Raw genomic sequence first — 20949 nt, forward strand, 5'->3', positions numbered from 1 at the left:
AGGCGGGTCGGGGTACTCCAGTGCGCCGCCGCCGTCGGCCGTCACCGCGGCGATCAGCGCGGCGTCGTAGCCGTCGAGGTCGGTCGGGCGCGGGTCCGGGCCCCACACCGAGTCCAGGGCGATGAGCCGCGCCGAGGGCGAGGCGGCCGCGATCGCGTCGACCGCGGGCGGGATCGCGGCGGCCACATCCTCCGGGGCCCAGCCCAGGTCGTTGCTGCTCGCGACCAGGATGATCGCGTCGGGCCGAGTGTCGGCGATCTCCTCCGCGCGTTCGCCGATCGCGAGGCCGCAGTCGCCCGGCTCGATGAAGCCGGCCCCGTCGCAGCCGAGATTGGTGACCGACCAGCCCAGGTCGTCGCCGACCAGCTCGGGCCACGCCTCCCCGGGCTCGACGCCGAGGCCGCGGACGATGCTGTCGCCCACCACCGTGACGCGCGAGCCGGCGGGGAGCGAGCCGCCGATCGAGAGGGGCAGCGGATCGGCCGTGACCGCGGGCAGGGGGGTGGGCGTCGTCGTGCCGGCCTCGGAGACGGTCGCCGAACTCGAGCAGCCGGCGAGTGCGAGGGCGGCGAGCAGGGCCGCGCCGGCGAGGAGACGGCGGGTCATGCGCGGGCCTCCCGGAGTCCGTCGCGCAGCTCGACCGCGAGCGCCCGGACGACGGCCGTGAGGTCGCCGTCGTTCGCGGCCGCGGTGCGCAGCTGGCGCTCATAGCTCGCGCCGGCGACCAGGATCAGCTCGACGTCGGCCAGCTCCTGCGTGCAGCCGAGCCTCTCGGCGACCGGAGCGAGGGTGACCAGCAGATCCCGGATGTCGTCCGTGACGAGCCGTTCCGCTCCCGCCGCATCGAGGATGATCTCGGCATCGAGGCCGTAGCGCGCCGCCCGCCACTTGTTCTCCCTGACATACCAGGGCTGCATGGTCGGGAGATCCTCGCCCGCGTCCAGCCGGGACGAGAGGTGCTCCACGAGGCACTGGATGAGCGCGGCGACCGCGCCGATCTCCTCGGCGGAGGAGAGACCGTCGCACGCGCGCATCTCGAGCGTCCCCCACTGCGGCGAGGGACGGATGTCCCAGCGGACCTCCGTGTGATCGTCGATGACTCCGGTGCGCGTCATGTCGTCGACGTACTCCTCGTAGTTCGCCCAGGCGCCGAACTGGGGCGGCAGTCCCGCGGTCGGCAGCTGCTGGAACATCAGTGCGCGGTTCGAGGCGTAGCCCGTGTCGACTCCGCCCCAGAACGGGCTGGAGGCGGAGAGGGCCTGGAGGTGCGGGTAGTAGTCGAGCAGCGAGTTGAGGATCGGCAGGACCTTGTCGCGGTTCTCGATGCCGACGTGCACGTGGATGCCCCAGATCATCATGTTCCGGCCCCACCACTGGGTCCGGTCGATGAGGCGGTGGTAGCGCTCCTTGTCGGTGATGGCCTGGTCGAACCACTGCGCGAACGGATGTGTGCCCGAGCAGATGAGGTCGAGCCCCATCGGGTCGGTGATCTCGCGCACCTGTCGCAGCTGGTCCTGCAGGTCGGCGACCGCGTCGCGCACGGACGTGTGCACGCCCGAGACCAGTTCGACCGTGTTGCGGAGCAGTTCGCCGGTGATCTGCGGGTGCGGGGCTCCATCGTCGCCACGGAGCGCCTCCAGCACCACATCGGCGACATTGGCGAGGTCGCCCGTCTGCCGGTCGACGATCGCGACCTCCCACTCGATCCCGAGGGTGGAGCGGTCGGATGAAGCGAAGCTGATCTCCATGGCGTGGTCCTCATCGGATCCGGGGCGCCCGCCTGATCGGGACGCACCCCGCCATCTTCCCACCTGGCGACGGGGTCGACCTCCGGGCTCAGCTGGGCCTCTCTCAGGCTCGGTCGGGCCGGTCGGAGGCGGCCCTCGGCCACTGGCGGCGTGCCGGGCCCGCGGCGTCGGGGTTTTTCTGGCAGAATGATCCGTCGGGTCCGAGGCGGTCGACCCTCTACTCACCGCCGACGAAACCCCCTCGAGCTTTCGGCCGGGTGTGCCCCCACGCTCACGGCTCAGTTCATCCATCATCGACCGGATACCGGTCAACGACCACACAGGAGAATTGTGGCTGTCAAGATTCGTCTGAAGCGCCTCGGCAAGATCCGGGCGCCCTACTACCGCATCGTCGTCGCCGACTCGCGCACCAAGCGCGACGGCCGCGTGATCGAGGAGATCGGTAAGTACCACCCCACCGAGCAGCCCTCGTTCATCCAGGTCGACTCGGAGCGCGCGCAGTACTGGCTCGGAGTCGGCGCGCAGCCGACCGAGCAGGTCGCCGCCATCCTCAAGCTGACCGGAGACTGGGGCCGCTTCCAGGGCGACGCCGACGCCGTCAGCACCGTCCAGGTGAAGGAGCCCAAGGCTCCGTTCGTCATCGACGCCAAGAAGAAGCCCGTCCTCAAGCCGAAGGCCGAGGCTCCCGCCAAGCACCGGCGCCTGAGGCCGCCGCCGACGAGACCTCCACCGAGGCGTAGTTCGTGCTCGCTCCCGCCGTCGAACACCTCGTGAAGGGGATCGTCGAGAACCCCGACGAGGTCAGTGTCGTGGCCACGAGCTCTCCGCGCGGAGAGGTCCTCGAGGTGCGTGTGCACCCCGAGGACCTCGGCCGCGTGATCGGACGCTCCGGCCGCACCGCCAAGGCCGTCCGCACCCTGGTCGCGGCCCTCGCAGACGGGCGTCGCGTGCGGGTCGACGTCGTCGACACCGACAAGTAGAGGTGTCGGTCACCGGACCGGGTACGACGCAGCTCCGCGTCGCCCGACTCACCAAGGCCCACGGGCTCAAGGGCGCGATCAAGCTCGAGCTGTACACCGACGAGCCCGACAAGCGCTTCACCCCCGGATCCACGTTCACCCTGCAGGTGCCCCGCACCTCCGAGTGGCACGGCAAGAAGCTCGAGCTCGCCGAGCTGCGCTGGTACAACAGCCACCCGGTCGCGTTCTTCGCGGGGGTCACCGACCGTGACACCGCCGAGACCCTTCTCAAGGCGATCCTCTGGATCGACGAGGAGGTGCAGACGCAGTCGGGCGAAGACGACTCCTGGTACGACTACCAGCTCGTCGGCATGAAGGTCGTTCGCGAGGGTGTCGAGGTCGGCACCGTCCGCCGCGTCGACCATTTCCCGGCGCAGGACCTGCTCATCGTCGCCACTCCCGCGGGCGAGGTGATGGTGCCCTTCGTCACGGCGATCGTCCCGTCGGTCGACCCCGTCGCGGGGATCGTCACCGTCACGCCTCCGATGGGCCTCTTCGAGGAGGCTCCCGAGGAGGAGCCCGCAGAGGTCGACCTCAGCGGAGTCGATCTGACCGACCCGGCGCTGAGCGCTCCCGCCGTCGACGCCCCTGAGCCCGACGCTCCGCCCGTCGACGCGGAGGAGCGGCAGGACCCCGCCTCCGACGGCGCTGGCGGCCCCGAGGAGGACCCCCGGTCGTGAGGATCGACATCGTCACGATCTTCCCGGAGTTCTTCGGCGTGCTTGACATCAGCCTGCTCGGCCGCGCGCGCCAGAGCGGGCTGATCGAGCTCGGCGTGCACGATCTGCGCGACTTCACCCACGACCGTCACCGCACGGTCGACGACACCCCCTACGGGGGTGGCGCGGGCATGGTGATGCGGCCGGAGCCGTGGGGCGAGGCGCTCGACGCGATCCTCCAGCCCGCCGCGGATCCGCTCGTCGTCTTCCCGTCACCTGCGGGCGAGGTGTTCACCCAGGCCACGGCCCGGGAGCTCGCCGAGGAGTCGTCGCTCGTCTTCGGCTGCGGTCGGTACGAGGGCATCGACCAGCGTGTCGTCGACCACACCGCAGAGCGCGCGAGGGTGCGGATGATCAGCCTCGGCGACTACGTACTCAACGGGGGAGAGGTCGCCGTGATGGCGATGATCGAGGCCGTCGGACGTCTCGTCCCCGGCGTCGTCGGGAATCCGGCGAGCCTCGTCGAGGAGAGCCATTCCGACGGACTGCTCGAGTACCCCAGCTACACCAAGCCCGCTTCCTGGCGCGGACACGAGGTCCCTCCGGTCCTTCTCAGCGGCAACCACGGAGCTATCGCGGCCTGGCGCCACGAGCAGAGCGTCGAGCGCACTCGCCGCGTCCGTCCCGAGCTGCTGCCCTGACGGTCCCCGCGCCGCGGAAGAGGTGCCTCCCGCCCGATACAGGCGGCGCCTCCCGTCGGCGCGCCCGTCGTCGCGGGGCGTCTCTCGGAGGCGGTCAGCGGTCGGTCAGCGCGAGGTGCCTCTCGCGCAGTGCGAGGAAGAGCGGGAACGCAAACGCCAGGGCGACCAGCGGAGCGAGCAGAACCAGGATCCAGACGCGACGCATCCCGACGCGCCGCCCCTCGACCACCATGAAGCCCACGGCGCTGATCGCCACGATGAGCAGATCGGTCGTGATCGACGACACCCACGGACCGCCGGCAGCCAGGCCCCCGACGAACTCCGCGCCCTCGAGCACCGCGCGCGCGTTCCAGCTCCACGTCCCCAGCAGCCCGGCGATGGCGAGCACGAGGTACACCACTCCCAGCGGGGTCCACCCCCGGCCGCGAGTGCCGGTCGTCCTGTCCTCGCTCACGCCCGCCTCCGACGGCTCAGTCGCGTGCCGAGAGGACGATGTTCCCCGTCCCGGTGATCGCGATGGTGTGTTCCATGTGCGCCCCGCGCGATCCGTCACGGCTGCGGAGGGTCCAGCCGTCCTTGTCGGTGTAGATCTCATCCGTCGTCTGCAGGAACCACGGCTCGATCGCGATCACCAGACCCGGGCGGAGGGGATAGCCCCGCCCCGCACGCCCGTCGTTGGCGATGTGCGGGTCGCCGTGCATCGTCCGACCGACGCCGTGTCCGCCGAAGTCGGTGTTGATGCTCAGTCCGTCGGCGCGGGCGACCGCGGCGATGGCCGCCGAGATGTCGCCGATCCGCTTGCCGGGCTGCGCAGCGGCGATGCCCGCCTCAAGGGCGCGCGTCGTGGTGTCGATCAGGGCGAGGTCCCCGGGGCGGGGGGTGCCCACCACCACGCTGATCGCCGAGTCCGCGACCCAGCCGTTGACGGAGGCGGCGAAGTCGAGGGTCAGCAGGTCGCCGTCCCGCAGACGGTAGTCGAAGGGCAGGCCGTGGAGCACCGCGTCGTTGACGGAGGTGCACAGCACCTTGCCGAACGGGCTGGCGCCGAAGGAGGGGTGGTAGTCGATGTAGCACGACTCGGCTCCGGCCGAGCGGATCATGTCGTGCGCGAGGCGGTCGAGCTCGAGGAGGTTCACGCCGACCGCGGCCGCAGCGCTCGTCGCCTTCAGCACCTCGCCCACGAAGCGTCCGGCCGGGCGCATCTCTTCGATCTCGGCGGGCGTGCGTAGCTCGATCATCCTGATCCTCTCGGGGTCCGCTGAGCCGTTGCTCAGCGGTGGTGGGTACGGTCGTGTGCATGCGCACGCGACGGGCATTCGGTTCCTGGCAGTATCCGGCAGCGATCGTGCTGCCCCTCTGGATCCTCCTGGGATACGGACTCTTCGGGGGATCGAGCGGATAGACCGTCCTCGGTCTCGTGATCGCCCTCCCCATTCTGGCGGTCGCGCTGGCCGTCGTGGCGAGCATCGTGGCATTCCGGGTCACTGTGCGGCCGACGCGCACCCCGGCGTGGGCGGATGTGGCCGTCGTGGGCGCCTGGCATCTGTCGTTGATCGCGCTCGGCTTCTTCCCGCCGGGGGCCTGGGTGATCGGGCTGCTGTCTGTCGTGCTCGGAGTCGCCGCCTTCTGGCACTCGACGTGGCGCTTCCTCGGCGATGCCAGGGCCACCCTGCTCGCCTTCGCCGAGACGTCCACCACGCCGCCCCGGCCCCATCCCGTCTCCGGCGAGGGCTTCGATCCCGAGCGTCCGCAGGACGGCCAGACGCTCGTCCTCTGAAGCGTCCCTCCGAGCCTCGACCGGGACCGAGGGAACCCTGAACCGTCGGGGAGCCGCGGACATCGGGTTCCCTCGAGTATCGGGGGCTCCCTCGTGAAGCCGTGGTCGCTTTGACGCGCGTCGACGCGGCATGGCAGAATGAGCGCTTGTGCCTCGCGCAGGCTCTGCCACAGGGGAGCCGCGACGACGTGGGCACGCGACCGACTCCCATCAACGAAACGGTGTTCGACCTGTGGCGGGCACGGAGAGCGATACAGCATGCACATCCTCGATTCCGTCGATGCGGCGTCCCTCCGCAGCGATGTCCCGGAGTTCCGCGCCGGCGACACCGTCAAGGTCCACGTGAACATCGTCGAGGGAAACCGCTCCCGCATCCAGGTCTTCCAGGGCGTCGTCATCGGCCGCTCCGGCGAGGGCGTCCGCGAGACCTTCACCGTCCGCAAGGTGAGCTTCCAGGTCGGCGTCGAGCGCACGTTCCCTGTGCACTCGCCGGTCATCGACCACATCGAGCTCGTCACCCGCGGCGACGTGCGTCGCGCGAAGCTCTACTACCTCCGCAACCTGCGCGGTAAGAAGGCCAAGATCAAGGAGAAGCGCGACGCCTGAGCGGCGTCCGCACGGCTTCCCGGGAACCCCGGTCCACCTATGATGGATCGGGGTTCCGCCTTTTCCGCGAGGGGCCCGACCGGGGAGTCCATCCGGTGATGCACAGTAGGGGCGACGGCGAGCGATGACAGACAGCACGGCCCCGGTCCGCCTCCCGGGAGACGACGATCACGCCCGCCACTCGACGGAACCCTCCGGCGGTCGCCGGCCGCGCCGACGACGAGGCGTCCTGCTCTTCCTCCGCGACGTGCTGATCATCTTCGTCGTGGCGGTGCTGGTCTCCTTCCTCGTGAAGACCTTCCTCATCCGCTCGTTCTACATCCCGTCCTCGTCGATGGAGCAGACCCTGGTCGAGAACGACCGCATCCTCGTCAACGAGCTCGTACCCGGAGTCGTTCCCCTCTCGCGTGGCGACGTCGTCGTCTTCCGCGATCCGGGCGGCTGGCTCTCGCCAAGCACCGAGCCGGAGGTCCCGCCCTTCCAAGCCGCGGTCGACTCGGCGCTGGCGCTCGTGGGCCTGACCGCTCCCGACAGCAACGACCACCTGATCAAGCGCGTCATCGGCCTCCCCGGTGACCATGTCACGTGCTGCTCCCCGCTCGGCCAGGTCGAGATCAACGGCAACCCGATCGACGAGCCCTACGTGAAGCTCCCTGACGGAGTGCAGGCGGTCTCGGCGACTCCGTTCGACGTCGTGGTGCCCGAGGGGTCGCTCTGGGTGATGGGCGACAACCGCTACAACTCCGCCGACTCCCGCTACAACACGGACAAGCCCGGCGGCGGCTTCGTCCCGATCGACAATGTCGTCGGTCGCGCGGTGCTCGTCACCTGGCCGGTGCAGCAGTGGGCCTGGCTCGACGACTACCCATCGGTGTTCCGCGGGGTCGAGACCGAGGCCGCCGAGGAGGACACGGGCGGCGCACAGACGGGGCAGGGCTAGGTGGTCGTCGCCGAGCCGACGCTGACCCAGGAGCGTCGCCTGTTCCGTCAGGGCTACGACACGATCATCGGCTGTGACGAGGTCGGCCGCGGTGCGATCGCCGGCCCGGTCTCGGTCGGCGTCGTCTCGATCGGGAGCCGCTGCGGGCGCTTCCCGGAGGGGCTGCGCGATTCGAAGATGCTCTCGCCCGCTCGCCGCGAGGCTCTGGTGCCCGGTGTCGCCTCCTGGGTGTCCGGCTGGGCGATCGGCGAATCCTCCGCCGACGAGATCGACGAGGCCGGGATCATCGCCGGCCTCGGCCGTGCCGCCTCCCGCGGGATCGAGCGACTCGTCGACGAGGGCGTCGACCTCGCCGCGTCGGTGGTCCTGCTCGATGGCGCCCACGACTGGTTGACACCGGCACTCGGAGCGCGGGCGGCCGAGCTGACCGTCGTCACCCGGGTGAAGGCCGACCGCGACTGCGCCTCGGTGTCGGCCGCCTCCGTGCTGGCGAAGGTCGGCCGGGACGGGCAGATGGTGCGCCATCACGACGAATTCGTCGACTACGCGTGGAACAGCAACAAGGGCTACGGCAGCGCGGCGCACTGGGCGGGCATCCGCCGAGTCGGGCCCTCGCCGCTGCACCGGGTCAGCTGGCTGTCGAGGTCGCGCGAGACCGTGGAGGCGTGAGACCTCGGGTGCCGGCGTGCTGCGCTCGTCCACCGGCGTAGGATTGTCCAACGATGGATGAGGACGAATTCGAGGACTACGACCGTGAGGTCGAGCTGGCACTGTACCGGGAGTACCGCGACGTCGTCTCGCAGTTCTCGTACGTCGTCGAGACCGAGCGGCGCTTCTACCTCGCCAACGAGGTCGAGCTGGTCCGCCGTGACACCGAGCACGACTTCTACTTCGAGTTGACCATGCGCGACGTGTGGGTCTGGGACGTCTACCGCTCGGACCGCTTCGTGAAGTCGGTGCGCGTGCTGACCTTCAAGGACGTCAACGTCGAGGAGCTCTCGCGCAAGGAGTTCGAACTGCCCAAGGAGCTGGCGCTCGACGAGTAGGCGCGACCAGGGTCGTTGCGGAGGGGCAGCTCGTGCCTGCCGTCTCGGTCGTGGGCGGCCTCCGTGCAGCCCGGTGAGGGCCACGTTTTCGAGCGCGATGTCGACGAGCCGTTCGCGGCTGACGAATCGCGTCGAGCACGGGTCGGGACACCGGGAGGTCGGTGGTGCTCGGCGTCCTTCTGATGCTCGTCGGCGGCGCCCTCTTCATCGCGGCGCCCTCTGAGCAGATGTCGGTCGCGGTGTGTGGCGGACGGCAGGACGCCTCCGATTTCTCCCTCCTCGGCCTCGCGACACGGGTCACCCCCCCGCGACCGCCGAGCTGGTCGTCGTCCTGACAGTCGTGGCGCTCGGGCGTCGCTCGGCGATCGGGCGGCTCCGCGGCTGTGTCGCGGCGCTCGGACGGCGGCCACCGCCGTCGCCTTCCTGATCTCCTCGGGCCCCATCTCTTTCGTGCTCCGGGACGCGCTGCCGTAGCCCCAGGTCCGCTCGCCTCCCGGCGGTGTCGCCGGAGGCTCCTCCCCAGCTGCTGATCCACGGAATCGTCCACCGATCGCGCTCGCGGGCCTCGCGGGGGTCGTCTCCTGCGGGAGGGTTCCGGCAGGAGGACGCATGGACAAGGACGAACTGGGGCGGCGCGGCGAGGAGATCGCGGCGGCGCATCTGAGAGCACATGGATTCGAGATCCTCGACCGCAACTGGCGGGTGCGCGATGGCGAACTCGACATCGTCGCCCGCGAGGGAGCCTCACTGGTGGTGGTCGAGGTCAAGACCCGCTCGTCGACGCGTTTCGGGCTCCCGGTCGAGGCGATCACGCGGGCCAAGGCGCAGCGGCTCCGGCGGCTCGCGTACGCCTGGGCGCACGAGCACGGCGAGCGCTCACGGCACTTGCGGATCGACGCGGTCGGGATCATCGCACCCGGGGGAGTCCCCACGCAGGTCCGCCACCTCAGGGCGGTGGCGTGATGGGCCTGGGCAGAACCACCGCGGTGGGCCTCGTCGCTTCGCCGGCGCCGTCGTCGGAGTCGAGGCGCACTCGGCCGACGGGACTCCGGGCATGGTCATCATCGGCCTCCCGGATGCCGCTCTGTCGCAGGCGAAAGAGCGCGTGCGGTCGGCGGCGATCAACTCGGGCAGCCTGATCGCCGAGTACAAGATCACGGTGAACCTCTCGCCCGCCGCTATGCCCAAGCACGGCTCCGCCTTCGACCTCGCGATCGGCCTCGCCGCTCTCGCCGCTCTGCACGAGGTGAACGCCGAGTCCGTGGCCTCCGTCGTGCACATCGGCGAACTCGGCCTCGACGGCCGCCTGCGCTCGGTTCCGGGCGTGCTGCCCGCGGTGCTGGCAGCCGCTCGCGAGGGCAGCCGGCGGGTGATGGTGCCGCTCGAGGATCGGCTCGAGGTGATCGCCGTCTCGTCGCTCGCGGCAGCCGCGGTCTGGCACGGCGCGGAGTGGGAGGTTCCGCTGCTGCCGGAACATACGCCTCCTCCGGCCGTCGGCCTCAAGGCGGAGCCGCGAGTGGACCTCTCCGACGTCGTCGGGAACGAGGAGGCCGCCGAGGCGATGGTCATCGCGGCGGCGGGAGGCCACCACGTCTTCCTCCTCGGCCCGCCCGGCGCGGGCAAGACGATGCTCGCATCCCGTCTGCCGGGCATCTTGCCGGATCTCGACGACGAGGCCGCGCTCGAGGCGACCTGCATGCAATCGCTCGTCGGCGCCTCCACCGGTGGAGCGCTGGTGCGACGGCCGCCCTTCGAGAGTCCGCACCATTCCGCATCGCCTGCCGCCATCGTCGGCGGCGGCAGCGGACGCATCCGTCCAGGGGCCGTCGCGCGTGCGACACGTGGGGTGCTCTTCCTCGACGAGGCCCCCGAGTTCTCGGCGGTCGCGCTCGATGCGCTGCGTCAGCCTCTCGAATCCGGCGTGATCCGCATCCATCGCGCGAACGCGGTCGCGGAGTTCCCGGCGAGGGTGCAGCTCGTGCTGGCGGCGAACCCGTGCCCGTGCGGCAGGTTCGGCATCCCGGGCGAGACCTGCACGTGCGCGCCCGCGCTCCGCCGGCGCTACCTCGCGCGCCTCAGCGGACCTCTGCTCGACAGAGTCGACATCCGCCTGACCGTCCGCCGAGTCGGGGCGGCGCAACTCGCCTCCCGGCGAGAATCATCCGGCCTGTCGAGTGCGCAGGCCCGGGCCCGGGTCGTCGCCGCGCGGCGGAGAGCCGCCTTGCGGCTCGCGGACACGCCATGGACCCTGAACGGCGAGGTCGCGGGCGCCTGGCTCCGCTCCGACGCGCACCGGCCGACCGTCACCGAGTCGCGCTCGCTCGACCGGGCCCTCGAGCGCGGCCTCGTCACCATGCGCGGCTACGACCGGGTGCTGAGACTCGGCTGGACGCTCGCGGATCTCGACGGAGCGGACCGCCCGACCGCTGCGCACCTCGCCCGTGCCCTCGTCCTCCGCGGAGGTGCCGCGTGATCGCCGTCTCGCGGCTCTTCGACCGGGTCGAGCTCTCCGCCGTCCGCCGACTCCTTCCCCCGGCCGACGAGCATGCGTCGGTCGAGGCGATCGCGCGCACCGCGTGGAGCTCGCTGACCGAGCCCGGCGACTCCGTCGCCGCCCTGCTGATCGAGCGCCTCGGCGCGGCGGAGGCGTTCGCCCTGGTCGTCTCGTCCTCGACCGCTGCCGAGATCCTCGCGGCGGCTTCGGCGCAGACGGATTCCGCTGAGCGTGCGGAATTCCCGGAGCCGCGGGTCCGTGCTCTCGACGCCGACATCGCCGCTCTGGCGTCCGGACTCGCCCGATGGCGTCCGCGTCTCGACCGAGCTCTGCTCGCCCGTCGCCTCTCGATCGCGCAGCGCCTCGATGTCCGCCTGCTCCTCCCGGGAGCTCCGGGCTGGCCGGACTCGCTGGACGACCTCGGAGCGCACGCCCCGCTACTGCTTTGGCTCCGCGGTGACGCCACCGCCTTCGACGCGCAGCACCGCCTCGCGTTGGTCGGTGCTCGCGCCGCGACCGGCTACGGCGAGCACGTCGCTGCCGATCTCTCAGCAGGCGCGGCCGAACGCGGAGTCGTCATCGTGTCGGGTGGAGCCTTCGGGATCGACGCCGTCGCCCATCGGGCCGCGTTGGGCTCCGGGGGGCGCACCGTCGCCTTCCTCGCCGGGGGCGCTGACCGTCTTTACCCGACCGCCCACTCCGACCTGCTCCAGCGCATCATCGCCACCCCGGGCTGCGCCGTCGCCACGGAGGTGCCGCCGGGCACGACCCCCACTCGCTGGCGGTTCCTCCAGCGCAACAGACTCATCGCCGCCTCGACCGCCGCGACGGTCGTCGTCGAGGCGGGCGCCCGCTCCGGCTCCCTGAACACGGCCGGTCATGCCGCTGCTCTGGGCAGACCCCTCGGCACGATTCCCGGCCCGGTGACGAGCGCCTCCTCGGCCGGCTGCCACCGCCTCCTCCGCGAGTACGCGGCGACGTGCGTGACCTCGGCGTCGGACGTGCTCGAGCTGCTGGGGATCGGCGCGTCCGCCGGCGCCGCAGCGCCTCCGATCGGCTCAACGGCCTCCACCGGCGCGTCTGTGCGGGTCGCTGATGCCGTGCGGGGGCGCGGGAGCCACGAGACGGCGGACATCGCGCGAGCCGCCGGGTTGTCCCTCAGCGAGGTGCTCGCGACGCTCGGCGAACTCCTCGCGGAGGGCTCCGTCATCCGCTCCGCCGAGGGCACCTGGTCGGCGCCCCCTCGGCAAAGGCGGCGCGCTTCCGCGTCGCCGCAGGACTCCGCATGACATCCGGTGTCGGCGGTCAGCCCTACGCTGAAGAGGCATCGGCGAGGGGAGCAGCATGGACGGCACGGCAGGAGCAGGCGGCGCAGAAGTCGACGGCACGCGGCGCCCGCAGCTCGGGCACTTCCGGGCGGCGGAACGGGTGGTCGCCCACCTCAGCGACACCCATCTCCTGGCCGACGGCGCTCCGCTGTACGAGACGGTCGACACGTCGGCGCGGCTCGCGCAGGCGGTGGAGCGGCTCATCGAGCACGGTGGGCGGCTCGACGCGATCGTCGTCACCGGCGACGTCGCCGACCGCGGCGAGGAGGACGCCTATCTCCGGGTGCGCGCTCAGCTCGATCCGCTGGGGGAGCGGTTCGGCTGCCCGATCGTGTGGGTGATGGGCAACCACGACGAGCGCCGTGCATTCCGCCGGGTGCTGCTCGATCCGAGCGGTGCGGACGCGGCGTCGCCCGGCGGGAGGCGTGCCGTCGACGTCAGCGGCGCGGAGAGCGCTCCGGTCGACCAGGTCGTCGACCTCGGCGGCCTTCGGCTGATCGCACTCGACAGCGCGGTTCCAGGCTTCCACCACGGGGCCCTCGCCGACGCTCAGCTGAAATGGCTGGCCGACGAGCTCGCGACGCCCGCGCCGCTCGGAACGCTCCTCGCCCTGCACCACCCGCCCCTGCCGACTCCGCTGGGAGCGATGACCGTACTCGAGCTGCGGGGGATGGACCGGTTCGAGGAGGTGGTTCGCGGCACGGACGTCCGCGCGATCCTCGGCGGGCACCTGCACTATCCGACGGCGGCCATGTTCGCCGGAGTCCCCGTCTTCGTCGCAGGCGCCATCAGCTACACCATGGATCTCGGGGCGCCCGAGCACGAGCTTTCCGGGATCGACGGTGCCCAGAGCGTCTCGCTGGTCCACGTGCATCCCGAGACGGTCGCTACCTCGTTCGTACCGACCCGCCGGGCACCGATCGCGACGCGGTTCGGTTCCGACCTGCTCGAGAGCCTCGAAGCGCTTGACGAGCAGGGCCGCATCGACCTCTGGTCGCGGATGCCGGAGGACTCATGACCGAGGAGACTCTCGCGACCTCCATCGAGCACTTCCTGCGCTACGTGCTCGACGAGCGCTCGCTCTCACCCGCTACCGCGAAGGGCTACCGCTCGGACCTCGCTCGCCTCGTCGCCCACGCCGAGGACCGCGACCGCACCCGGACGGCCGAGCTCGACCTCGAGTTGCTGCGCGACTGGCTGTGGCGCGAGTCGGAGTCGGGTATCGCCCGGGCGACGCTCGCGCGGCGCACGGCCGCCGTCCGCTCCTTCTCCTCGTGGGCGCAAAGGACGGAGCGCCTGTCGATCGACGTCGCCGCCCGCCTCAAGACGCCCAGGGCCGGACGCACGCTCCCGCGGGTGCTCACCCGACCGCAGACCGAGCAGCTGCTCGAGAGCGTCGCCGTGCGTGGCGCGACTGACGATCCGGTGGCGGTACGCGACCTCGCGATCGTCGAACTGCTCTACGCCTCCGGGATCCGCGTCTCGGAGCTCGTCGCCGTCGACCTGGGCGACGTCGACCTGAGCCGCCTCACCGTCCTCGTCACCGGCAAGGGAGCGAAGCAGCGGGTCGTCCCGTTCGGCGTTCCTGCGAAGGAAGCGCTCGTCGCCTATCTTGAGACCGCCCGCCCTCTGCTCGCCACCGGAGACGGCTGCCGCGCCCTCCTGCTCGGCCGACGCGGTGCGAGACTGACTCCGAGGACGGTGTACAGCATCGTCGCCCGCCTCCTCGACGGTGGGCAGGGCTCCGGACCCTCGGGGCCGCACACACTGCGCCACACGGCGGCCACCCACCTGCTCGATGGAGGAGCGGATCTGCGCGCGGTGCAGGAGCTGCTCGGGCACGCGAGTCTCGGCACCACCCAGATCTACACGCACGTGTCGACCGAGCGGATCCGCGACGCGTACCGGCTCGCGCACCCGAGGGCCTGATCGATCCACCGAGGTGATCCCCTCCATCGGCAGCAGCACGGCCCGGGGGATCCCGCCGAAGAAGCGCATCGGCGACACGTACTCGCCCCGCTCGCGCACGCCGAGGTGCACGCAGCGACCATCGCAGTGCCCGCCCCCGCCCACGACTCCGATGGGCGCACCCGCCGCGACGATCTGACCCTCCGTCACCGACGCGTCGACGGGCTCGAGCGTCGACACGAGTCCGTCCGTATGGCGGATGCTCACCACCGATCGGTCGACCACCCGCCCGGCGAACGACACGGTGCCGGCGGCGACGGCGACCACCGGCTGCCCGGGGGTCGCCGCGAGGTCGATCCCGCGGTGGCCCGCGGCGTAGCGATGGGCCGGGGCCGCCCATGGAGCGACGACGGAGAAGCCCTGGACGGGTGCGACCCAGGGCGCCGGAGCGAGCAGGGCGAGCAGGAGGAACACGCCCGGGCGGGCGAGGAGGGAGCGGATCATGAGGCCACCCTCGCGGGTCTGCGGGCAGAGTGGGCGGCCGACGCCGTGATCGGGGGAGAAGCGGCGGATGCCCCGCCTGGGGAGGAGCGGCCACCCAATCCGACCGAGCGCAACCCGTCACGGCACCGCGGCAGGCAGGAGTAACGTGCCGGTGATCCGGCTCGGGAGCGGCACCAGCGCACCCGCCGGCGGCGAGAATCGGAGACGACCATGACCAGCGGACGATCTGACACCACCAACGGGAAAGCGGAGATCCCCAACCCCTCGGCGGCGACACTCAAGAGGAAGGTGATCGGCCTCGCCATCGCGGCGGCGGTCGGGGGCTTCCTCTTCGGCTTCGACTCCTCGGTGGTCAACGGCGCCGTCGAGGCGGTGCAGGGCGAGTTCGACCTCTCGGCCGCTCTGATCGGCTTCGCCGTCGCCTCCGCTCTGCTCGGTTGCGCGCTCGGTGCCTATCTCGCCGGGCGTCTGGCCGACCGCTGGGGCCGGATCCGGGTGATGCTGCTCGGGGCGGGTCTGTTCTTCATCTCCTCGATCGGTGCCGGGTCCGCTTTCGCCGTCTGGGACCTCGTGCTCTGGCGCGTCGTCGGCGGCCTGGGCATCGGCATCGCCTCGGTGATCGCGCCGACCTACATCTCGGAGATCGCGCCCAAGGCGATCCGCGGCGCGCTCGCCTCTCTGCAGCAGCTCGCGATCACACTCGGCATCTTCGCGGCTCTGCTCTCGGACACCCTGATCGCGAACGGCGCGAGCGGTGCCTCCGAGCCTTTCTGGTTCGGCGTCGCGGCGTGGCGCTGGATGTTCATCGCCTGCGCCGTGCCTGCCGTGGTCTACGGTCTGCTCGCGCTGACGCTCCCGGAGTCACCGCGTTACCTCGCTACCCGCGGCCGGTCGGCAGAGGCCCGGAAGGTCCTCGCGACCGTCACTCCGCGCGACGAGGTCGACGAGGCCCTGGCGGACATCCAGAAGAAGATCGATGAGGACGCCGAGAACGCCAAGCGCTCCAGCCTCCGCGGTCCGGCGCTCGGCCTGCTCCCGGTGGTCTGGGTCGGCATCCTGCTCTCGGTGTTCCAGCAGTTCGTGGGCATCAACGTGATCTTCTACTACTCCACCTCGCTCTGGAGCGCGGTCGGCTTCGACGAGTCGAACTCGTTCGCGATCTCGGTCTTCACCTCGGTCGTGAACGTGGTCGTCACCTTCGTGGCGATCTTCCTGGTCGACAAGGTCGGCCGGAAGCCGCTGCTGCTCGTCGGCTCCGCGGGCATGGCGATCTCGCTCGCGCTGATGGCCATCGCCTTCAGCCAGTCGACCATCAGCGGCGACGACGTCTCGCTGCCCGGTGCGTGGGGTCCGATCGCTCTGGTCTCGGCCAATGCCTTCGTCGTCTTCTTCGGCGCCACCTGGGGCCCGCTGGTGTGGGTCCTCCTCGGCGAGATCTTCCCGAACCGGATCCGCGCCGCGGCGCTGGGCCTCGCCGCCTCGGCGCAGTGGATCGCGAACTTCGTCATCACCGTGACCTTCCCGATCCTCTCTCAGGACGTCTCGCTGACCCTCGCCTACGGCCTGTACGCGGCGTTCGCCGCGATGTCGTTCGTCTTCGTCTTCATGTTCGTGCCCGAGACGAAGGGCCGCTCGCTCGAAGAGATGGACACCCTCCACATCCGCACCGTGATGAAGTCGGCGCGCAAGTAGCGCCGCCCTCCCGAGCCCCGACCGCCGCCCTCCCGCAGCAGCGGGGGAGGCGGCCGTCCTGGTGCTAGACTCCACGGAGCACCTCGCTCGTCGGGGTGACTACGCGCGCCCATTCGGCCTCCGCTCCCCACGGTCCCCACGTACCTCCTCAGTGCAGCGCCTCGCGGCAGAGCATGGAGAGAGTGCCGGGGCGGGAGTGCGCCGGGCGCCAGGGCGACGAGCCGACCGGCCGTCGCAGACAACCGAACGGGAGTCCGGCGCCGCGGTGCGCCCACGCCCCGAGACAAGGAGAACGACTCATGGCAGTCGTCACCATGCGCCAACTGCTCGACAGCGGCGTCCATTTCGGCCACCAGACCCGTCGCTGGAACCCGAAGATGAAGCGCTTCATCCTGACCGAGCGCTCGGGCAGTTACATCATCGACCTCCAGCAGTCGCTGGCCTACATCGACAAGACCTACGACTTCGTCAAGGAGACGGTGGCCCACGGCGGCACCATCCTCTTCGTCGGCACCAAGAAGCAGGCACAGAACGCGATCTCGGAGCAGGCCACCCGCGTCGGCCAGCCCTACGTGAACCAGCGCTGGCTCGGCGGCCTCCTGACCAACTTCCAGACGGTCTCGAAGCGCCTGGCCCGCATGAAGGAGCTGGAGGAGCTCGACTTCGACGACACGTCGAAGAGCGGCTTCACCAAGAAGGAGCTCCTCATCAAGAAGCGCGAGCTCGACAAGCTGCACAAGTCGCTCGGCGGGATCCGCAACCTTTCGAAGACGCCGTCGGCCCTGTGGGTCGTCGACACCAAGAAGGAGCACCTGGCGATCGACGAGGCCAAGAAGCTGGGCATTCCGGTCATCGGTATCCTCGACACCAACTGCGACCCGGACGAGGTCCAGTACCCGATCCCGGGCAACGACGACGCGATCCGCTCGGTGAGCCTGCTCACCCGCATCGTCGCCGACGCCGCGGCCGAGGGCCTCATCCAGCGCCACCAGAAGCCCGAGCCGAGGGCAACGTCTCGGCCGTCGAGCCCCTGGCCGAGTGGGAGCAGGAGCTGCTCGCCACGGGCGCACCCGCCGCCGATGTCCAGGAGTCGAACGAGCAGGCCGGCGCTGAGACCGAGAAGGTCGCCGACGCCGAGGCTGCGACCGCCGATGAGGCCGTCGCCACCGCTGAGGCCGCCGATGAGACTCCCGTCGAGGCTCCCGAGGCCGAGGTCGTCGAGACCTCGACAGACGAGACCGCCACCGCCTGATTCCCCGTTCCATGACGGGGGTCGGACGCGCCGCGCCTGCGGTCGTCCGGCCCCCGTCACGGTGGGCGCCACGTCAACCACGAGTAAGAACCGCCGACACCTGGGCGCGCTGGGCTTCCTCCCGGAGGCCCCGCCGCGCCGGGTGTCGGAACCGCAGAGTTTCAGAACCAAGAGGAGTTCGCAGAACCATGGCAAATTTCAGCCTCGCTGACGTCAAGACGCTGCGCGAGCAGCTCGGTACCGGCATGGTCGACACGAAGAACGCGCTCGTCGAGGCCGACGGCGACCTGGACAAGGCGGTCGAGATCCTCCGCCTCAAGGGCGCCAAGGGTAACGCGAAGCGTGCCGACCGCTCCACGAGCGAGGGCCTCGTCGCCGCCGCTGAGAACGGTGGTGTCGCCACCCTGATCGAGCTCGCGTGCGAGACCGACTTCGTCGCCAAGGGCACGAAGTTCATCGCCCTCGCCGACGCTGTGCTCTCCGCGGTCGTCGCCGCCGGCTCGACCTCCGTCGAGGAGGCCCTCACGGCCTCCGCAGGCGACAAGACCGTCGCCGACCTCATCAACGACGAGGCCGCGATCCTCGGCGAGAAGGTCGAGCTGCGTCGCGTCGCCGCCGTCTCGGGCGAGCACTTCGCGATCTACCTCCACAAGACCAACAAGGACCTGCCTCCGCAGGTCGGCGTGGTCGTGGGCTACGCGGGGGACGACGCCGAGACGGCGCGCTCCATCGCGCAGCACATCTCGTTCGCCAACCCGTCCTACCTCGCGCGCGACGACGTCCCGCAGGCCGAGGTCGACAACGAGCGCCGCATCGTCGAGGAGATCTCGCGCGGCGAGGGCAAGCCCGAGGCCGCCCTGCCGAAGATCATCGAGGGACGCGTCAACGCGTACTTCAAGCAGGTCGCCCTGCTCGATCAGGACTACGCGAAGGACAACAAGCTGTCCATCAGCACGGTCCTGAGCGACGCGGGCCTGACCGTGTCGGGCTTCGCCCGCTTCAAGGTCGGCGCCTAGCAGCACACAGGAGGGAGTCCGGGTCGCGAGGTCGACCCGGGCTCCCTTCGCTCTGCCCGGGGCGGCCCGGTCATGGTCGCGGGGTCTGCTCCGCGCGGGATAGGTTTGTACGGGTCTACGGGAGGAACGTCGATGACGGAATCGGATGCGATGACGACAGGCAAGCGCCGCAGGGTGCTTCTGAAGCTGTCGGGGGAGGCATTCGGGGCCGGGACTCTCGGCGTCAATCCCGACGTGATCAGCGCTCTGGCGCGCGAGATCGCCGACGCCGCGACCGAGGTGGAGATCTCGGTGGTGGTGGGAGGCGGCAACTTCTTCCGCGGCGCAGAGCTCTCGCAGCGCGGGATGGATCGCGGCCGCGCCGACTACATGGGCATGCTGGGCACGGTGATGAACGCTCTCGCCCTCCAGGACTTCCTTGAGCAGGCCGGCGCGGAGACGCGGGTGCAGTCGGCGATCGCGATGACGCAGGTCGCCGAGCCGTACATCCCCCGTCGAGCGATCCGGCACATGGAGAAGGGCCGCGTCGTGATCTTCGGCGCCGGTGCCGGGCTGCCCTTCTTCTCGACCGACACCGTCGCCGCCCAGCGCGCGCTCGAGACGCACGCCGACGTGGTGCTGGTGGCCAAGAACGGAGTCGACGGCGTCTACGATGCAGACCCGCGGACGAATCCCGACGCCACGAAGCTCGACACGCTCACCTACCAGGAGGCTCTGCAGCGCGGCCTCAAGGTCGTCGACTCGACCGCCTTCAGCCTCTGCATGGACAACGGAATGCCCATGCAGGTGTTCGGGATGGAGCCGGCCGCAACGTCGCCAAGGCCATCCGCGGCGCCGAGCTCGGCACCCTCGTCTCGAACTAGACTGACCACTTCCCTCTTTTAAGGAGCCCCCTGTGATCTCGGATGTACTGGCCGATGCGAAGACCAAGATGGGCAAGGCCGTCGAGGTCGCCAAGGAGGACTTCTCCACGGTCCGCACGGGGCGCGCGAATCCCGGCATGTTCCAGAAGGTGCTGGTGAGTTACTACGGCACTCCGACGCCCCTGTCTCAGCTCGCCTCACTGCAGAACCAGGAGGCGCGGACCCTTCTCATCACCCCGTACGACAAGGGCTCGCTTCGCGACATCGAGCAGGCGATCCGGGACATGCCGAACCTCGGCGCCAATCCGACGAACGATGGCACTCTGATCCGCGTGACACTGCCGGAGCTCACCGCCGAGCGCCGCAAGGAGTTCGTGAAGATCGTGCGCACGAAGGCGGAGGATGCGAAGATCGCCGTCCGCAACATCCGCCGCAAGGGCAAGGACGACCTGGACGCGCTGAAGGGCGACATCGGCGACGACGAGCTCGCTCGTGGCGAGAAGGAGCTCGAAGCTGTGACCAAGCAGCATGTGGACGCGATCGACGAGGCGCTCAAGCGCAAGGAATCCGAACTCCTCGAGGTGTAGACCGTGGCCGAGATCCCCGAAGGACCGGACGGCGGTGCGAAGAGACCGTCGCCGCACGTCCCGGGCGCCCGGGGTTCGCGGATGGCGACCCGCGATGCGCTGCGCGCGCGGGCGCAGCAGGGCCGGGCCGATGTCGAGCGGCAGCTCGAAGCCACCCGCGCCCAGCTCGAGGCGACCAACGACCGCCTGACGGCCCGGTCCGGGCGCAACCTCGTCTCGGCGACGGCGATCGGCCTGATCGGCGCAGGCGCGATGGTCGTCAGCCTGCTGCTCATCAAAGAGCTGTTCATGGTGCTGGCGGGAGCGGTGGTGCTGCTGGCGGCGCTGGAGCTCTCGAACGCACTCCGGCACGCCGGCCGCGACATACCGAGGATACCGACCGGGATCGTCGCGGTCGTGGCGGTGCCCGCCGCTTATTACGGCGGGCTCGGAGCAGCGTGGGCGGCTGTGCTCGGCGGCTCCGTCTTCGTCGGGCTCTGGCGCCTCGGCGAGCAGCTGTTCCGGAGGACGTCCTCGAGCCCGCGGGATCTCCTGCTCGACATCGGGCTGGGTGCCTTCGTGCAGGGGTACGTGACGTTCCTCGGAGCCTTCGCGATCCGGCTCGTCGCGGAGCCGGGCGGCCAGCTCTGGGCGTTCGCGTTCCTCGTGCTGGTGATCGTCGTCGACACCGGGGCCTACGCGAGCGGACTGACCTGGGGCAAGCACCCGATGGCTCCGCGGATCAGTCCGAAGAAGACGTGGGAGGGCTTCGCCGGTGCCGCGATCGCGGGAGTGCTCGTCGGCATCCTGCTGGCGGTGCTGATGCTCGG

Annotated in this window: 21 protein-coding genes and 5 pseudogenes; 21 read left to right on the plus strand and 5 right to left on the minus strand. The window is 70.5% G+C overall.

Features of this window, described 5'->3' with window-relative positions:
* Together ACH61_RS07755 and ACH61_RS07760 are read right to left on the minus strand one after the other, a co-directional pair.
* The coding region (locus ACH61_RS07755) for an SGNH/GDSL hydrolase family protein (protein ID WP_068210674.1) at window positions 1–606 on the minus strand (606 nt) is incomplete at its 3' end.
* Window positions 603–1748: a glutamate--cysteine ligase gene (locus ACH61_RS07760; protein WP_068210676.1), complete on the minus strand. Its 1146-nt coding sequence runs from the start codon at window positions 1746–1748 to the stop codon at window positions 603–605. The genes ACH61_RS07755 and ACH61_RS07760, both read right to left, overlap by 4 nt.
* 330 nt (window positions 1749–2078) lie before the next feature.
* Here ACH61_RS07760 and rpsP point away from each other — a divergent pair.
* From rpsP to trmD, 4 genes and pseudogenes are all read left to right on the plus strand, one after another.
* Window positions 2079–2488: pseudogene (rpsP, locus tag ACH61_RS07765) on the plus strand (30S ribosomal protein S16).
* 3 nt (window positions 2489–2491) lie between these two features.
* Window positions 2492–2728 carry an RNA-binding protein gene (locus ACH61_RS07770; protein ID WP_068210678.1) on the plus strand — a complete coding sequence of 79 codons (237 nt, stop codon included), beginning with the start codon at window positions 2492–2494 and terminating at the stop codon, window positions 2726–2728.
* Window positions 2729–2730: 2 nt separating this feature from the next.
* The gene (rimM, locus tag ACH61_RS07775) at window positions 2731–3447 is read left to right on the plus strand and encodes a ribosome maturation factor RimM (protein WP_082845106.1); all 717 of its coding nucleotides are present in this window, start codon (window positions 2731–2733) and stop codon (window positions 3445–3447) included.
* Entirely contained in the window at window positions 3444–4127 is a 684-nt protein-coding gene (gene trmD, locus ACH61_RS07780; RefSeq protein WP_068210681.1) for a tRNA (guanosine(37)-N1)-methyltransferase TrmD, read from the plus strand. The genes rimM and trmD overlap by 4 nt, the downstream gene beginning before the upstream one ends.
* Window positions 4128–4221: 94 nt before the next feature.
* On the opposite strand, the gene ACH61_RS07785 is transcribed toward trmD, so the two are convergent.
* Window positions 4222–4581, minus strand: a complete 360-nt coding sequence (locus ACH61_RS07785) for a DUF2834 domain-containing protein (RefSeq protein WP_068210685.1) — start codon at window positions 4579–4581, stop codon at window positions 4222–4224.
* Between the two features lie 16 nt (window positions 4582–4597).
* Window positions 4598–5365: a type I methionyl aminopeptidase gene (gene map, locus ACH61_RS07790; RefSeq protein WP_068210688.1), complete on the minus strand. Its 768-nt coding sequence runs from the start codon at window positions 5363–5365 to the stop codon at window positions 4598–4600.
* A gap of 179 nt (window positions 5366–5544) precedes the next feature.
* Here map and ACH61_RS07795 point away from each other — a divergent pair, with 179 nt between their 5' ends.
* From ACH61_RS07795 to ACH61_RS07840, 11 genes and pseudogenes are all read left to right on the plus strand, one after another.
* A complete protein-coding gene (locus ACH61_RS07795; RefSeq protein ID WP_068210690.1) occupies window positions 5545–5904 on the plus strand; it encodes a hypothetical protein in 360 nt (119 codons plus the stop codon).
* Window positions 5905–6162: 258 nt separating this feature from the next.
* Window positions 6163–6510 (plus strand): 50S ribosomal protein L19, encoded by a 348-nt coding sequence (gene rplS, locus ACH61_RS07800; protein WP_068210700.1) that lies wholly within the window; start codon window positions 6163–6165, stop codon window positions 6508–6510.
* 124 nt (window positions 6511–6634) lie between these two features.
* Window positions 6635–7450: a signal peptidase I gene (gene lepB, locus ACH61_RS07805; RefSeq protein ID WP_068210702.1), complete on the plus strand. Its 816-nt coding sequence runs from the start codon at window positions 6635–6637 to the stop codon at window positions 7448–7450.
* Window positions 7451–8119 carry a ribonuclease HII gene (locus ACH61_RS07810; RefSeq protein ID WP_068210704.1) on the plus strand — a complete coding sequence of 223 codons (669 nt, stop codon included), beginning with the start codon at window positions 7451–7453 and terminating at the stop codon, window positions 8117–8119.
* A 53-nt stretch (window positions 8120–8172) separates the two neighbouring features.
* Entirely contained in the window at window positions 8173–8496 is a 324-nt protein-coding gene (locus ACH61_RS07815) for a DUF2469 family protein (RefSeq protein WP_056044100.1), read from the plus strand.
* A 164-nt stretch (window positions 8497–8660) separates the two neighbouring features.
* Entirely contained in the window at window positions 8661–8831 is a 171-nt protein-coding gene (locus ACH61_RS18315; protein ID WP_236713599.1) for a hypothetical protein, read from the plus strand.
* Window positions 8832–9105: 274 nt separating this feature from the next.
* A complete protein-coding gene (locus tag ACH61_RS07820; RefSeq protein WP_068210707.1) occupies window positions 9106–9459 on the plus strand; it encodes a YraN family protein in 354 nt (117 codons plus the stop codon).
* A pseudogene (locus ACH61_RS07825) lies at window positions 9459–10969 on the plus strand (YifB family Mg chelatase-like AAA ATPase). Before ACH61_RS07820 ends, ACH61_RS07825 begins: the two are co-directional and overlap by 1 nt.
* Window positions 10966–12279 carry a DNA-processing protein DprA gene (dprA, locus tag ACH61_RS07830; protein ID WP_236713600.1) on the plus strand — a complete coding sequence of 438 codons (1314 nt, stop codon included), beginning with the start codon at window positions 10966–10968 and terminating at the stop codon, window positions 12277–12279. Before ACH61_RS07825 ends, dprA begins: the two are co-directional and overlap by 4 nt.
* A gap of 55 nt (window positions 12280–12334) precedes the next feature.
* Window positions 12335–13336: a phosphodiesterase gene (locus tag ACH61_RS07835; RefSeq protein WP_082845107.1), complete on the plus strand. Its 1002-nt coding sequence runs from the start codon at window positions 12335–12337 to the stop codon at window positions 13334–13336.
* Window positions 13333–14247, plus strand: coding sequence for a tyrosine recombinase XerC (locus ACH61_RS07840; RefSeq protein WP_068210710.1), 915 nt, complete (start codon window positions 13333–13335; stop codon window positions 14245–14247). Before ACH61_RS07835 ends, ACH61_RS07840 begins: the two co-directional genes overlap by 4 nt.
* Window positions 14248–14328: 81 nt before the next feature.
* On the opposite strand, the pseudogene ACH61_RS19305 reads toward ACH61_RS07840, so the two are convergent.
* Window positions 14329–14730: pseudogene (locus tag ACH61_RS19305) on the minus strand (murein hydrolase activator EnvC family protein); the annotation flags it as partial.
* A 210-nt stretch (window positions 14731–14940) separates the two neighbouring features.
* On the opposite strand from ACH61_RS19305, the gene ACH61_RS07850 reads away from it, so the two are divergent.
* From ACH61_RS07850 to ACH61_RS07875, 6 genes and pseudogenes are all read left to right on the plus strand, one after another.
* Window positions 14941–16422, plus strand: a complete 1482-nt coding sequence (locus ACH61_RS07850) for a sugar porter family MFS transporter (protein WP_082845108.1) — start codon at window positions 14941–14943, stop codon at window positions 16420–16422.
* A gap of 299 nt (window positions 16423–16721) precedes the next feature.
* Window positions 16722–17674 (plus strand): annotated as a pseudogene (rpsB, locus tag ACH61_RS07855) (30S ribosomal protein S2).
* Window positions 17675–17862: 188 nt separating this feature from the next.
* Window positions 17863–18690: a translation elongation factor Ts gene (tsf, locus tag ACH61_RS07860; RefSeq protein ID WP_068210715.1), complete on the plus strand. Its 828-nt coding sequence runs from the start codon at window positions 17863–17865 to the stop codon at window positions 18688–18690.
* A 150-nt stretch (window positions 18691–18840) separates the two neighbouring features.
* Window positions 18841–19553 (plus strand): annotated as a pseudogene (pyrH, locus tag ACH61_RS07865) (UMP kinase).
* A 32-nt stretch (window positions 19554–19585) separates the two neighbouring features.
* Window positions 19586–20140 (plus strand): ribosome recycling factor, encoded by a 555-nt coding sequence (frr, locus tag ACH61_RS07870; protein WP_068210718.1) that lies wholly within the window; start codon window positions 19586–19588, stop codon window positions 20138–20140.
* Between the two features lie 3 nt (window positions 20141–20143).
* Window positions 20144–20949: phosphatidate cytidylyltransferase (locus ACH61_RS07875; protein ID WP_068210720.1), on the plus strand; the 806-nt coding region annotated here is incomplete at its 3' end.

The organism is Rathayibacter tanaceti (assembly GCF_001634385.1).
GTDB classification, from domain to species: Bacteria; Actinomycetota; Actinomycetes; order Actinomycetales; family Microbacteriaceae; genus Rathayibacter; species Rathayibacter tanaceti.